General features: G+C 68.8%; 10 protein-coding genes. 7 read left to right on the top strand and 3 right to left on the bottom strand.

Annotated features, from left to right (window positions below; all coding sequences use genetic code 11):
- Nucleotides 1-22: 22 nt before the first annotated feature.
- The 3 genes from AC5P53_RS04665 to AC5P53_RS04675 are packed head-to-tail and all read left to right on the top strand — an operon-like array spanning nt 23 to nt 8,539.
- Nucleotides 23-6,754 (top strand): Hpt domain-containing protein, encoded by a 6,732-nt coding sequence (locus AC5P53_RS04665; protein WP_241887040.1) that lies wholly within the window; start codon nt 23-25, stop codon nt 6,752-6,754.
- Nucleotides 6,741-8,078: a chemotaxis protein CheB gene (locus tag AC5P53_RS04670; protein WP_241887039.1), complete on the top strand. Its 1,338-nt coding sequence runs from the start codon at nt 6,741-6,743 to the stop codon at nt 8,076-8,078. The genes AC5P53_RS04665 and AC5P53_RS04670 overlap by 14 nt, the downstream gene beginning before the upstream one ends.
- A complete protein-coding gene (locus AC5P53_RS04675; RefSeq protein WP_014648089.1) occupies nt 8,075-8,539 on the top strand; it encodes a chemotaxis protein CheW in 465 nt (154 codons plus the stop codon). Before AC5P53_RS04670 ends, AC5P53_RS04675 begins: the two co-directional genes overlap by 4 nt.
- A gap of 99 nt (nt 8,540-8,638) precedes the next feature.
- On the opposite strand, the gene AC5P53_RS04680 is transcribed toward AC5P53_RS04675, so the two are convergent.
- The 3 genes from AC5P53_RS04680 to bioA form a co-directional block, all read right to left on the bottom strand.
- A complete protein-coding gene (locus AC5P53_RS04680) occupies nt 8,639-8,752 on the bottom strand; it encodes a 16S rRNA (uracil(1498)-N(3))-methyltransferase (protein ID WP_080355779.1) in 114 nt (37 codons plus the stop codon).
- Between the two features lie 157 nt (nt 8,753-8,909).
- Nucleotides 8,910-9,647, bottom strand: a complete 738-nt coding sequence (locus AC5P53_RS04685; RefSeq protein WP_227864666.1) for a 16S rRNA (uracil(1498)-N(3))-methyltransferase — start codon at nt 9,645-9,647, stop codon at nt 8,910-8,912.
- Entirely contained in the window at nt 9,638-11,029 is a 1,392-nt protein-coding gene (gene bioA / locus AC5P53_RS04690) for an adenosylmethionine--8-amino-7-oxononanoate transaminase (protein WP_049441317.1), read from the bottom strand. The genes AC5P53_RS04685 and bioA overlap by 10 nt, the downstream gene beginning before the upstream one ends.
- A 77-nt stretch (nt 11,030-11,106) precedes the next feature.
- Between bioA and nudE the strand changes: the two genes are divergently transcribed.
- The 4 genes from nudE to AC5P53_RS04710 are packed head-to-tail and all read left to right on the top strand — an operon-like array spanning nt 11,107 to nt 13,649.
- Complete coding sequence (nudE, locus tag AC5P53_RS04695; protein ID WP_241887038.1) at nt 11,107-11,670, top strand: ADP compounds hydrolase NudE; 564 nt, start codon at nt 11,107-11,109, stop codon at nt 11,668-11,670.
- Nucleotides 11,667-12,470 carry a 3'(2'),5'-bisphosphate nucleotidase CysQ gene (cysQ, locus tag AC5P53_RS04700; protein ID WP_495227144.1) on the top strand — a complete coding sequence of 268 codons (804 nt, stop codon included), beginning with the start codon at nt 11,667-11,669 and terminating at the stop codon, nt 12,468-12,470. The genes nudE and cysQ overlap by 4 nt, the downstream gene beginning before the upstream one ends.
- 13 nt (nt 12,471-12,483) lie before the next feature.
- Nucleotides 12,484-13,323 carry a nucleoside triphosphate pyrophosphohydrolase gene (gene mazG / locus AC5P53_RS04705; RefSeq protein WP_241887037.1) on the top strand — a complete coding sequence of 280 codons (840 nt, stop codon included), beginning with the start codon at nt 12,484-12,486 and terminating at the stop codon, nt 13,321-13,323.
- Nucleotides 13,320-13,649: a YnfA family protein gene (locus AC5P53_RS04710; RefSeq protein WP_014648085.1), complete on the top strand. Its 330-nt coding sequence runs from the start codon at nt 13,320-13,322 to the stop codon at nt 13,647-13,649. Before mazG ends, AC5P53_RS04710 begins: the two co-directional genes overlap by 4 nt.
- Nucleotides 13,650-13,667 lie beyond the last annotated feature (18 nt).

Here is a 13,667-nt window from a genome sequence, read left to right on the forward strand (position 1 = left end):
CGGCGGCGAACGGAGCGCGTCCATGAGCAGTCTGCGCGATGCGATGAGCCACGCAGCGCTGGGCTGGGTCAAGCCCGAGCTGGACGAGACCCTGCGCCAGGTGCGCAACGAGGTCGAGTACTACGCGGAAGACCCGAGCGATGCCAGCCGCATGCGCATCTGCGCCGGCTACCTGCACCAGGTGCAGGGCACCCTGCGCATGGTTGAACTGTATGCCCCGGCGATGGTGGCCGAAGAGCTGGAGCAGCTGGCCAATGCCATCGGCGCCGGCCAGGTGGCCGACCGGGATGAAGCCTGTGCGACCCTGATGCGTGGCAGCGTGCTGCTGCCGGACTATCTGGAGCGCCTGCAGAACGGCCATCGCGACATTCCGATCGTGCTGATGCCGCTGCTCAACGAGATCCGCGCGTCGCGTGGCGAAGAAGGCGTCAACGACAGCGTGCTGCTGGCCTTTGCGCCGGACAGCATCACCGCCACCGAGGCCGAACTGGACCATGCCCGGGGCAGCCTGAGCGGGCGCAACCGCGAGCTGCTCGATACCGTCGGCAGCGCAGTGAAGGAAGAACTGCTGCGCATCAAGGATGCGCTTGACCTGCACCTGCGCACCGGCGGTGCACCGGAACAGCTGCAGACCCAGGCCAACGAACTGGGCGCCGTGGCCGACACGCTGGGCATGATGGGCCTGGGCGTGGCCCGTGGCGTGGTCGTGCAGCAGCGCGACGCGCTGCGTGGCGTGGTCGAGGGGCGCCAGCAGATCGACGAGAACCTGCTGCTGGATATCGCCGGTGCGCTGCTGTACGTCGATGCCTCGCTGGACGACCAGGTTGCCCATCTGGGCGCCGGCGGCAGTGGCGAGGACGATCCGAGCGCGGTGGAGAACCGGCGCACGGTGGAAGTGCTGGCCCATGAAGCCATCGCCAACTTCGCTGCCGCCCGCGAGCATTTCGTCGCCTTCATCGAAACCAGCTGGAACCATGCCGAGCTGCAGGATGTACCGCGCCTGCTGGGCGATGTGTCCGGCGCGCTGCGCATGCTCGACCTGGGTACCGCCGCCGATTACCTGCGTGGCGTGCAGCAGTACATCGAGGCCGAGCTGATCGGCCGCCAGCGCGTGCCCAGCGGCCGCCAGCTGGACACCCTGGCCGATGCCATGGCCAGCCTGGAGTACTACCTGGAAGCCCTGCGCGATCGTCGCCCGGGCCGCGAAGACATCCTCGAAATCACCCGCAGCAGCCTCGAGGCACTGCGCTACTGGCCGCTGCCCGAACGCAACGCCGCCGCACCGGAAGCGCCGGCAGCGCTTGCGATCGAACGTGAGCCGCTGCCGGTGCAGGTCGAGCCGCTGCAGCCCGAGCGCATCGAGGTACCGGTGCAGCCTGCTGCGCCCGCGGCCGGCGACGTGCCGGTATCGCTGCCGGACTTCACCTTCGATCCGCCGCCGGCCACACCGGCACCGAGGGTGCCCGACAACAGCCTGATGTTCGGCGCGCTGGGCACCGCGGGCGTCGTGGCCGCCAGCCCGTTGGATGCTGGCGCCTCGCCGCTGCCAACACAGGATGATGCCGAGGCATCGCTGGTCTTCGCCGCGTCCAGCGCACCTGCGCCTGATGTCCCACAGTGGGAGCTGGCGCCGTTCTACCCCGAAGCCGAGGCGGCCGCGCCCGCCGGCGACGAACGCGCGCCGACGTTCGCCAGTTTCGATCCCGTCAGCTTCGAACTGGCCGACAGCGATCACGCCGATGCACCGCAGTGGTCGCTGTCCGAGGCGCCGCAGGTGCTCGAGGAAAGCGCAGCGCCTGCGATCGACGAGACGACGGACAGCGTGGTTTCGCCCGTGACCGGATTCGATGCTGCGCCGGTGTTCGATCCGGTAGCGGCCGAACGGGGCGCGGTTGCCGAGGCCGACGACGTGGTGTTCCGCTTCGACGCCGATGCATTGGACAACGCTGACGATGTGCTGTCGCTGCACGCGATGGAAACGTTGTCGCTGGACGATGACGCCGGGTTGCATCCGTCGCTGGAGATCGTCGATGCCGTGGCGCCGCCGCTGGCCGATGCATCGCCTGCGGCGGAGGTCAGGGTGGACGAGGCTCCGGATGACCTGCCGGCATCGTCGATCACGCCGCCGTCGATCGAAGCGCCCGCCCCGGCAGCGGAAACGTCGGCGCCGGCCGTGTCGGTGATCGATATCGACACCATCGCGCCGATCGATTTCAGCGAAGCCGATGCCCAGTTCTTCGCCGAGCTGAGTGCAGCTGCTGCCGGCTTCAATCCGCAGGCGATGCCCACCGCGACGGCACCGGAGGCGGTCGTTGCGACCGGCGCCGACGCCAATGCCGACGCGACTACGGGCTTCGACGCCGGCTTCGACGACGACGCCGAGAACATCGACGAGGACATCCGCGAGGTGTTCCTGGAAGAGTTCGACGACGAGCTCGCCAATCTGGGCACGCTGCTGCCGGCGTGGCGCATGCAGCCGGACAACATGGACCGGCTGCGCCCGATCCGCCGCATCTTCCATACCCTCAAGGGCAGTGGCCGCCTGGTTGGCGCACGTACGCTGGGCGAGTTCGCGTGGAAGATCGAAGGCATGCTCAACCGCGTGCTGGATGGCAGCCGCGCCGCCTCGCCGGCGGTGCTGGCGATGGTCGACAACGCACATGCGGCGCTGCCACAACTGAACGCAGCGCTGCGCCACGGCCAGCGCATCAGCGTCGACCTGCAGGCCATGCAGGCCATTGCCGATCGTGTCGGCGCAGGCGAGGAAACCTACTACGTACCGCTGCCGGGTGCGGCTGCGCCGGTTGTACCGGTTGCTGAAGCTGACGGCGAAGACGAGATCAGCCGCATTCTCGATGTGGAGGCTGCCGCCTCGGCGCCGGCCGATACCGACGTGGAGGCCGAAGTGGCCGGTACGCCGGCCAACATCGACAGCGTGCTGCGCGAGATTCTCGAGGCCGAGGTGGAAGTCCACCAGGCCACCCTGCAGGACTGGCTGCGTTCGGCGCAGCAGGCGCCGCAACCGGTCAGCGATGCACTGCTGCGCGCGGTGCACACCATGAACGGCGCCTTCGCGATGACCGAAGTGCCCGAGATCACGGCGGTGACCGGCGGCGCGGAGTCCTACATCAAGCGCGCACTGGCCGCCGAGGTGGTCCCGGGTGATGAAGGCGTAGCCGCCCTGGATGCGACTGCGCAGGCGATCACCGCCACCATGGAAGCGTTGCAGGCCGAACAGCCGCGCATCGCGCCGCAACAGGTACTCGCGCAGCGCCTGCAGGCGCTGGCTGGCGCGTTGCCGGAAGCGCGCTGGCCGATGGTGGGCCTGGAAGACGAAGAAGACGATCTGGCGCTGGATGACGAACCGCCGGTGGAACTGGACGCGGATGCATCGACAGCCGTCGCGCCTGAATCCGATGCGGTGCCGCATTCGTTTGCCGCACCGGAGCAGGACGCGGAAGCACGTGCCGATACTGTCGAAGCCCCGGTCGCCGACGTGGCGATCGAGGCCGGGCTGGAGGTCGGTGAGCTGACGGCCAGCGATGATCTTTCGCGCTACTTCGATGCCGGATGGCCGTCCGTACCGGGTGAGGAGGATGCGTCGCTGCCGGTGGTCGAATCGATCCAGGTGGCCGACGACGTTCCAGCCGTTGCCGTAGCCGGTGTCGAGGCGGAGGCCGAAGGCGTGCTGCGGTTGTCCGACGATGCCGGTTTGACCGTCGTGGATGATCTGTCGCCGTACCTGGATGCCAGTGCGCTGCCGGTTGACGACCGCGACGCCGAAGAGACTCCGGCCGCTGTCGAAGCCGTCGCATCTGACCTGAATGCGCCCTCGGCCGATCGCGCGCACGTCGCTGATGCCACGGCGTTCGAAATGCCTGCTGCACTGCCACTCGACAGCGAGCTGTCGAGCCTGCAGGATGAAATGGCTGCGCCGGGGTTTGCAGAACCGGTCTCGCTGGAAGCCGCGCTCGAGGCCGGCCTGCACGTGATCGACGAAGAGCAGCCCCTGGCCGACGACGGGCAATGGCCCGTGCTCGGCCTGCAGGCCAGCGAACTCGCGCCGGGCGAGGCGGAAGCCTTTGCCGAGGATGCGGACGTCGGCGGGGAGGCGGCGATCGGTGAAGGAGAGAGCGCCGATCAGCCGTCCCCGGCGACGGTGAATGAGGAGATCGCGGAGGCCGCAGCGCAGGCCTCCGCCGAACCGGTACGCTTCTTCGAACTGGAAGACGCGCCGGGCCAGGCGGAGGTCCACGCCGAAGCCGCCGACGTCGATGCGGTTGCGGTACCGGATGCCGTGGCAGCCAGCGCGCCCGAAGCCGACGTGCCTGAAACCGTGACACCTGACATCCTTGCCATGCCGGTGCCTGAAGACAGCACCGATACGCTCGACTTCAGCGTCTACGATCGCGAGCTGGTCGACATCTTCGTCGAGGAAGGCAAGGACCTGCTCGACCACTGCGATGGCCTGATCAGCGAGCTGCGTGATGCACCGCAGGACCGCGAGGTGCTGGCCGGCCTGCAGCGTGACCTGCACACCCTGAAGGGTGGCGCACGCATGGCCGGCATCAACGCCATCGGTGATCTCGGCCACAGCATCGAATCGTTGCTGGAGGCGGTCGCCGCCGGTCGCACCGAGATCGAACGCCGCGATGTGCAGTTGCTGGAGCGCGGATTCGATCGCCTGCACCAGTTGCTGACCCGCACCGGTAACCACCGCGTGGTGGAACCGGCGCAGGATCTGGTCGATGCGTTCGAAGTGCGTACCACCACCGATATTGCCGCAGCAGCAGCGGCTGCCGCAGGCGCAGCGGACGTGGCGAGCGTTGCAGAAACCGCGTCGGCAGCGGTCGCCGGCCCTGCGCCGGCACTGCTCGATGCGCCGTTGTCGGCACCGCTGCCGGCCGAAGGCGTGATCGATGAAGATCCGCTGGCGCGCCCGCAGCAGGAACAGGTGCGCGTGCGCGCGGATCTGCTCGACCGCCTGGTCAACCATGCCGGTGAGGTGGCGATCTACCGCTCGCGCCTGGAACAGCAGCTTGGTGCCTTCCGCGGCGCGATGGGCGAGCTGGAGCGCACCAATGCGCGACTGCGCGACCAGCTGCGCCGACTCGACCTGGAAACCGAGGCGCAGATCGTCGCCCGCTACCAGCGTGAGCAGGACCAGGCCGATCAGAAGTTCGATCCGCTGGAACTGGACCGCTTCTCCACGCTGCAGCAGCTCAGCCGTGCACTGAACGAGTCGGCGGCCGATCTCGGGGGCCTGCAGGGCGTGCTCGACGATCTGTCACGCCAGTACGATTCGTTGCTGCAACAGCAGTCGCGCGTCAGCTCCGAGCTGCAGGATGGCCTGATGCGCGCGCGCATGGTCCCGTTCGATGGCCTGGTGCCGCGCTTGCGCCGCGTGGTCCGCCAGTCCGGAATGGATACCGGCAAGCAGGTGCACCTGACCCTGGAGGGCACCCACGGCGAACTGGACCGCAATGTCCTCGATCGCATGGTCGCGCCGCTCGAACACATGCTGCGCAACTCCGTGGCCCACGGCCTGGAGGCGCCGGAACAGCGTCGCGCCGCCGGCAAGCCGGAGGAGGGCGAAGTCGCCATCCGCCTGCACCGTGAAGGCTCGGAAATCGTGCTGGAAGTGGCCGATGACGGTGCTGGCCTGGACCGCGAAGCGATCCGACGCCGCGCCATCGATCGTGGCCTGTTGGCCGCCGACGCGCAGCCCAGCGAGCAGGAACTGGACAACCTGATCTTCGCCTCCGGTTTCTCCACCGCCGACCAGGTCAGCCAGCTGGCGGGTCGTGGCGTGGGCATGGACGTGGTGCGCAACGAAGTGCGCCAGCTCGGCGGCTCGGTCGACATCCAGTCGGTGCGTGGCCAGGGCGTGCGCTTCACCTTGCGCCTGCCGCAGACGCTGGCCGTCACCCAGGCGGTGTTCGTGCAGATCGGTGAAACCACCTTCGCCGTGCCGGTGGCCTCGGTCAGTGGTATCGGCCGCCTGTCACGCGAACGCTTCGAGGCCGCCGACAGCAGCTACCGCTACAGCGGCGAAGACTATCCGCTGTATGACCTCGGCAGCCTGGTCGGGCAGGCCCCGGCACGCGCCGATGGCCAGGACCAGGTGCCGCTGCTGCTGGTGCGTGCCGGTGACCTGCGCGCTGCCGTGGCGATCGACCAGGTGCTGGGCAACCGCGAAATCGTGGTCAAGCCGGTCGGCCTGCAGATCGCATCGGTACCGGGCATCTACGGTGCCACCATCACCGGCGATGGTCGCGTGGTGGTGATCCTGGACGTCGCGCCGCTGGTGCGCCGTTTCCTCGCCAATCCGACCGCACCGGTGCTGGCCAATGCACCGCGCGACGAACGCCAGGTGCCGCTGGTGATGGTGGTCGATGACTCGCTGACCATGCGCAAAGTGACCGGACGGATCCTCGAACGGCACAACTTCGAAGTCAGCGTCGCCCGCGATGGCGTGGAAGCACTGGAGCGGCTGGAAGAGCGCGTGCCGGACCTGATGCTGCTGGATATCGAGATGCCGCGCATGGACGGCTACGAGCTGGCCACGGCGATGCGCGCCGACCCGCGCTACAAGGATGTGCCGATCGTGATGATCACCTCGCGCAGCGGCGACAAGCACCGCCAGCGCGCCTTCGAGATCGGTGTCCAGCGGTATCTGGGCAAGCCGTACCAGGAACTGGACCTGATGCGTAACGTGTACGACCTGCTGGGGATCGCCCGTGTCCGTGAGTGAAACCCATCCGGCCCCGGCCGTCGCCCTGCTGGCCCGCCCCGGTGCGGCGCGCGAACGCCTGCGCGAGGCGCTGTCGCATGCAGATGTGCAGCTGGTCCTGGAAGATGACCCGAACGGCCTGGAGCCACAGGTCCTGCAGGCTGCGGATCCGCAGTTCGTGGTGATCGCGCTGGAAGCGGCCATCGAGGACGCACTGGAACGGCTGGACGCCGCGCTCTCGGCACCGGGGCTGACCCTGGTGTTCGATGAGGCCGAGCTGGCCGCGCGCCGCGACGGCTGGGAGGCGCAGCGTTGGGGGCGCCATCTGGCCGCCAAGCTGCACGGCCACCAGCAGGTGTTGCCGCCGGGTGCCGAGGAAGAGCCCAGCCTGCAGCTGGAGCCCGGCCATCCGGCGCCCGCGCCGGCACCGCAGGAAGAAGCCCTGCAGCCGCATCTGGCGCAGGCGCTGAGCTGGGCCGATGACGTTCCGGCCGACGGTCTGTATTCGCCGCCGGCACACCTGCACGAACCGATCGCGCTGGAGCAGGCCCTGGCGGCACTGCAGCCGGACGTGCCCGAACCACGGGATCCGCCTTCGCCGCCGCAAGCGCCGGCCGAACCGGCGGCGCCTGCGGCACCGCCGATCTCCTTCGATCACACCGCCTGGTCGCTGGTCGAGGAATCGATCGAAGCGCCGGCACCGGCAGAAGTGGCGGCGCCGGCCGCCGCGCCGCAGCCCTCCTTCGATACCGATCATTTGACCCTGGTCGATCTGGATGCCGCCGCCCCGGCCGGTGCGCGCGCCGCATCACTGCTGGTGCTGGCCGGCATCGGTGGCCCGGATGCGTTGCGTCGCCTGCTCGGCGCACTGCCCGCGTCGTTGAGCGTGCCGGTCCTGGTGCACATGCGCCTGGACGGTGGCCGCTACGGCAACCTGGTCAAGCAGATGTCGCGTGTTTCGCCGTTGCCGGTGCAGCTGGCCGAGGCCGGCCAGCGCGCCGCGCCGGGCGAGGTCCACGTGCTGGCCGATGATATCGGCGTGCGCGCGGCCAGCGATGGCCTGCATTTCCAGAGCGATGCCACCGGTATTTCGCTCGCTGCATTGCCGGCCGCACACACTGCGCTGGTGCTGCTCAGCGGTGCCGACCTGGCCCATGTCGGCCCGGCGCTGGACCTGGCGGCCGCCGGTGCGTGGGTGGCCGGGCAGGTAGGCGAGGGCTGCTACGACCCGGCTGCGGCCACCGCCGTGGTTGCTGCCGGCATGGTGGCCGGTGAACCGCAGGAGCTGGCGCAGGCAATTGCCGCGCGCTGGGGTGAGCAGGACGACAACGGAGAGGCACCATGAGCTACGCCAGCAACGACGAAATCCGCGGCGTCCTGATCCAGGCCGGCAACGAGCGCGTACTGCTGCCCAATGCCACCGTGGCCGAAATGATGTCGCGCGTACCGGTGCAGCCGGTCTCCGATGCGCCGCGCTGGCTGGTTGGCGAGATCGGCTGGCACGGCTGGCAGGTGCCGCTGGTGTCGTTCGCACGCCTTTCCGGGCTGGGCGAAGAGACGGTGGCCGGCCACAACAAGGTGGTGGTACTGAAGTCCCTCAGCGGCAACGCGCAGCGCCCGTACTACGCGCTGCTGACGCAGAACTTCCCGCAGCTGATCTCGGTGCCGCGCGACGGCCTGCTGGCCGACGCCTCCGAAGAAACCCTGCCGCAGATCGTGCACATGCGCGTGCTGCTGGGTGAGCAGAGCGCGCTGCTGCCGAACCTGGATGCACTGGAAGCGGCGCTGGATTCGCTGGCGGCCTGATCGGCAATCCGCCGGTCGGGTAGCTGGTAGTGCCGGCCGCTGGCCGGCAACCTCATGATCCCGTGGATGCCGGCCAGCGACCGGCACTACCACGAAGCCTTACCCCAGATCGCCCAACCGCGCCTGCAACGCCGCGATCGCGGCCAGTCCGGCCGTTTCCGTGCGCAGGATCCGCGGCCCCAGTTGCAGCCCCTGGAATCCCGCCGATTGCAATCACGATGCCGCCAGCGGGAGCGGCTTCCAGCGTCGACATTCGCTGGCGGCCTGATCGGCAATCCGCCGGTCGGGTAGCTGGTAGTGCCGGCCGCTGGCCGGCAACCTCATGATCCCGTGGATGCCGGCCAGCGGCCGGCACTACCACGAATCAGCCTTACCCCAGATCGCCCAAGCGCGCCTGCAACGCCGCGATCGCGGCCAGTCCGGCCGTTTCCGTGCGCAGGATCCGCGGCCCCAGTTGCAGCCCCTGGAACCCTGCTGCGGCCAGTTGATCGCGGTCGCGTGGCGACCAGCCGCCTTCCGGGCCGATTGCAATCACGATGCCGCCAGCGGGAGCGGCTTCCAGCGTCGACAGGCGATGTGCTCCGTGCGGATCCAGGGTCAGCCGCAGCGAATCGGCTGGCAGCGCCGCCGCAGCCTGCGCCAGCGACAGCGGCGATCCTACCGGCGGAATGCGCGCGCGCCCGGACTGGCCGCAGGCCGAGGTCACCACGTTGTTCCAGTGCGCCACGCGCTTCTCCGCCCGTGCCGCGTCCAGCTTCACCTCGGTGCGCTCGGCGTTGACCGGAATGATCGCGGCCACGCCCAGCTCGGTGGCCTTCTGCAGGATCAGGTCCATCTTCTCGCCACGGGCGATGCCCTGCAGCAGGGTGATCGCCAGCGGGGATTCATTGTCGATGGCCTGCACGGCGTCGATGCGGACCTGCACCTCGCGCTTGCCGGCCACGGTCAGCGTCGCGCTGTAGTCGTGGCCATCGCCGTTGAACAGCACGCAGGTATCGCCTTCGCGCAGGCGCATCACCCGCACCAGGTGGTTGGCGGTCTCTTCCGGCAGGGTCACGGTCTGGCCGCTGTGCAGCGCCAGGTCGATGGGGCAGCGGGTCACGCGCATGCAATCGCCTCGTCGATGGCCGCCAGCGTGGTGTGCGCCAGCAGCTCCAGTTGTTCGTCGTCCACGCAGTAGGGTGGCATCCAGTACAGCACGTCGCCCAGCGGGCGCAGCACCACGCCGCGCTTGAGGGCGGCCTTGTAGGCCTGCAGGCCCAGCCGCAGGCCCGGATCGAACGGCGTGCGCTTGTTGCCGTCGCGCGACAGCTCGAACGCCACCACCATGCCGGCCTGGCGCACGTCGGCCACGTGCGGGTGGTCGGCAAACGGTGCCGCCAGCGTGCCCATCACCGAGGCGATGCCCCGGTTGCGCGCGATCACATCGTCGTCGCGGAAGATGTCCAGCGTCGCCAGTGCCGCGGCGCAGGCCAGCGGGTTGCCGGTGTAACTGTGCGAATGCAGGAAGGCGCGCTCGCGCGAGTCGTCGAGGAAGGCGTCATACAGCGCCTGCGTCGCCAGTACGGCGGCCAGTGGCAGGAAGCCGCCGGTCAGGCCCTTGGACAGGCACATCAGGTCCGGCATCACCCCGGCCTGCTCGCAGGCGAACAGGGTGCCGGTGCGGCCGAAGCCGGTGGCGATCTCGTCGGCGATCATGAACGCGCCATGGGCATCGCACAGTTCGCGCACGCGCTGCAGGTAGACCGGGTCATGCATGCGCATGCCGCCGGCACACTGCAGGCGCGGTTCCAGGATCACCGCGCAGACCTCGCCCGGGTGCTGGTCGAACAGCGTGGCCAGGCCATCGGCCGCCTGCCGAGCGCGATCGGCCGCGCTCTGGCCCGGTTCGGCCAGGTAGGCATCGGGAGACGGCGCGAACAGGCCCTCGGCCAGCAGCGGCGCATAGACGCGGCGGTACAGCGGAATGTCACCCAGCGCCAGCGCGCCCAGGGTTTCGCCGTGGTAGCCGTTCTCGAGCGCGATGAAGCGCGTGCGCCGGGGCTCTCCGCGGTTCTGGAAGTACTGGAAGGCCATCTTCAGCGCCACTTCCACGCCGGCGGACCCGTTGTCGGCGTAGAACACCTTGGCCAGCGGTTCGCGGCCGGCCTGGCGTGGCGCCAGTGCCAGCAGGCGTTCGGCCAGGGTGATCGCCGGCTCGTGGCCGAAACCGGCGAGCATCACCTGTTCCAGCTGCCCGGCCTGGGCAGCGATGGCGCCCCCGATGCGCGGTTCGGCATGACCGAACAGATTGGTCCACCAGCTGCTGACCGCGTCCAGATAGCGGTTGCCGTCGTGGTCGATCAGCCATGCGCCTTCGCCACGGGAAATCGGTACCAGCGGCAGGGTGTCCGGATGCTCACGCATCTGCGTGCACGGGTGCCACAGCACCTGCAGGTCGCGCTGCCGCCAGTGGCGGGCCAGCGGGGAGGGGGTTGGGTCTGCTAGCATTTCGGGCTCATGAACATGTTGCTGCCTGCACATTCTATCGGCCCCGGCGCAGCCGCCGGTCGCCGCGGAGATTCCGCATGAACGATGACCGTGCCGGCCGTCGCTTGCCGATCATCCATCGGGTCACCGATGAGGAGAACGGCCCCTTCCAGCGCCAGCACCTGGACCTGGAGTTCTCCAACGGCGAACGCCGCCGCTTCGAGCGCCTGGTCAGCCGTGGGCACGGTGCGGTGGTGGTGGTGCCGATGCTCGACGACGAAACCGTGCTGCTGGTACGTGAATACGCCGCTGGCATGCACCGTTACGAACTGGGGCTGGTGAAGGGCCGGATCGATGCCGGCGAGACGCCCGAGCAGGCGGCCGACCGCGAACTGAAGGAAGAGGCCGGTTATGGTGCGCGCCGGGTCGACGTGCTGCGCGCGATGACCCTGGCCCCGACCTACATGAGCCACCAGTCGTGGCTGGTGGTGGCGCGCGACCTGTACCCGGAAAAACTGGCCGGCGACGAGCCGGAGGAGCTGGAAGTGGTGCCGTGGAAGCTGGCCGAACTGGACCAGCTGATGCTGCGCGAGGACTTCTCAGAGGGACGCTCGCTGGCGGCGCTGTTCATTGCCCGCCAGTGGCTGCAGGGAACGCGATGATCAAGCTGACGACGGACCTGCGCGAGACCGCCATCGCCATCGCCCAGGAAGCCGGACAGGCCATCATGCAGGTGTATGCCGATGGCTTCGACGTGCAGATCAAGGACGACAACAGCCCGGTCACCGCAGCTGACCTGGCCGCCAACCAGGTCATTGAACTGGGCCTGCGCCAGCTGACCCCGGACCTGCCGATCCTGTCCGAGGAATCGGCGCAGGTGGGCTGGGAGCAGCGCCGCCACTGGGGCGCCTACTGGCTGGTGGACCCGCTCGACGGCACCCGCGAGTTCGTCAAGCGCAACGGTGAGTTCAGCGTCAGCATTGCCTTGATCTACCAGGGCGCACCGGCATTCGGCGTGGTGCTGGCGCCGGTCACCGGCATTGTCTGGCATGCCATGCGCGGGGAACTGGCCTATCGGCGGCAGGGTCTGCACGACACCGTGCTGCGCACCCGCACGCCGGCCACTGCTCCGCTGCGCGTCGCCGCCAGCCGATCGCACCGTTCGCCGGAAACCGAGGCGCTGCTGGCGCGCATGGGCCGCATCGAGACCATCGCGCAGGGATCGTCGCTGAAATTCTGCCGGATCGCCGAAGGCGGCCTGGATGTCTATCCGCGGCTCGGCCCGACCTCTGAATGGGATACCGCCGCCGGCCAGTGCGTGCTGCATGCGGCGGGTGGCGCGGTGCTGTCGGCCGCGACCGGCAAGCCGTTCCGTTACAACCGCCGCGAAACGCTGTTGAACGGCGATTTCATTGCCCTTGGTGATACCAGCCTGCCGTGGCGCGACTGGTTGTCCGACTGAACCTGGAGGCCGCATGAGCGCGCACGACACCCCTGCCACCGGCAGCGAGGCAAGCCATCAACTGGAACGCCTGCTGGTCATCATGGCGCGCCTGCGCGACCCGCAGGGAGGTTGCCCATGGGACCTGGAGCAGGACTTCTCGACCATTGCCCCGTACACCATCGAGGAAGCCTACGAGGTGGCCGATGCGATCGACCGCGGCGACCTCGACGATCTCTGCGACGAGCTCGGCGACCTGCTGCTGCAGGTGGTGTTCCACGCACGCATGGCCGAGGAGCAGGGGGCATTTGCCTTCGCCGATGTCGCACGTGCGATCAGCGACAAGATGCAGCGCCGTCACCCGCATGTGTTTGCCGATGTCAGCGTCGACGATGCCGACGGGGTGATGCGCAACTGGGACGCGATCAAGCGCGCCGAGCGTGCCGCCAAGGGCGAGCAGGACACCTCCGCACTGGCCGGTATCTCGCGTGGCCTGCCGGAATGGCAGCGCGCCGTGAAGCTCCAGTCACGCGCGGCCAGGGTCGGTTTCGACTGGCCGGGCCCGCTGCCTGTGCTGGACAAGGCGGCCGAGGAGCTGCAGGAGCTGCGAGAGGAATTCGAGCGCGGCGATATCGCGGGCAACAAGGCGCACCTGCAGGAAGAACTGGGCGACCTGCTGTTCGTCTGCGCCAACCTGGCCCGGCACGCCGATATCGATCTGGGCGCCGCACTGCGCGGGGCCAACCACAAGTTCGAGCGGCGCTTCCGCGCGATGGAAGCGCAGGCCGAGGCGCAGGGGGAGGCGTTGGCGGCACTGGACCTGGATGCGCAGGAAGCGCTGTGGCAGCACGCCAAGGCAGCAGAAAAAGCGTGAAGACGCTTGGCCTGTTCCTGCTGACCGCGCTGGCCGAGATCGTCGGCTGTTACCTGCCATGGTTGTGGCTGCGCAAGGGAGGCAGCGTCTGGTTGCTGCTGCCGGCCGCGGCCAGCCTGGCCCTGTTCGCCTGGCTGCTGACTCTGCACCCGACTGCCAGTGGACGGGTCTATGCCGCCTACGGTGGCGTGTACATCGGCACCGCGCTGTTCTGGTTGTGGCTGGTCGACGGCATCCGCCCCAGCCGCTGGGACCTGTTCGGTGCAGCCCTGTGCCTGGCCGGCATGGCGGTGATCATGTTCGGTCCGCGCACGCCCCCGGTGTAGCGTCGAGCCAGGCTCGAC

Source organism: Stenotrophomonas sp. YJH_SMC_82 (assembly GCF_059368875.1).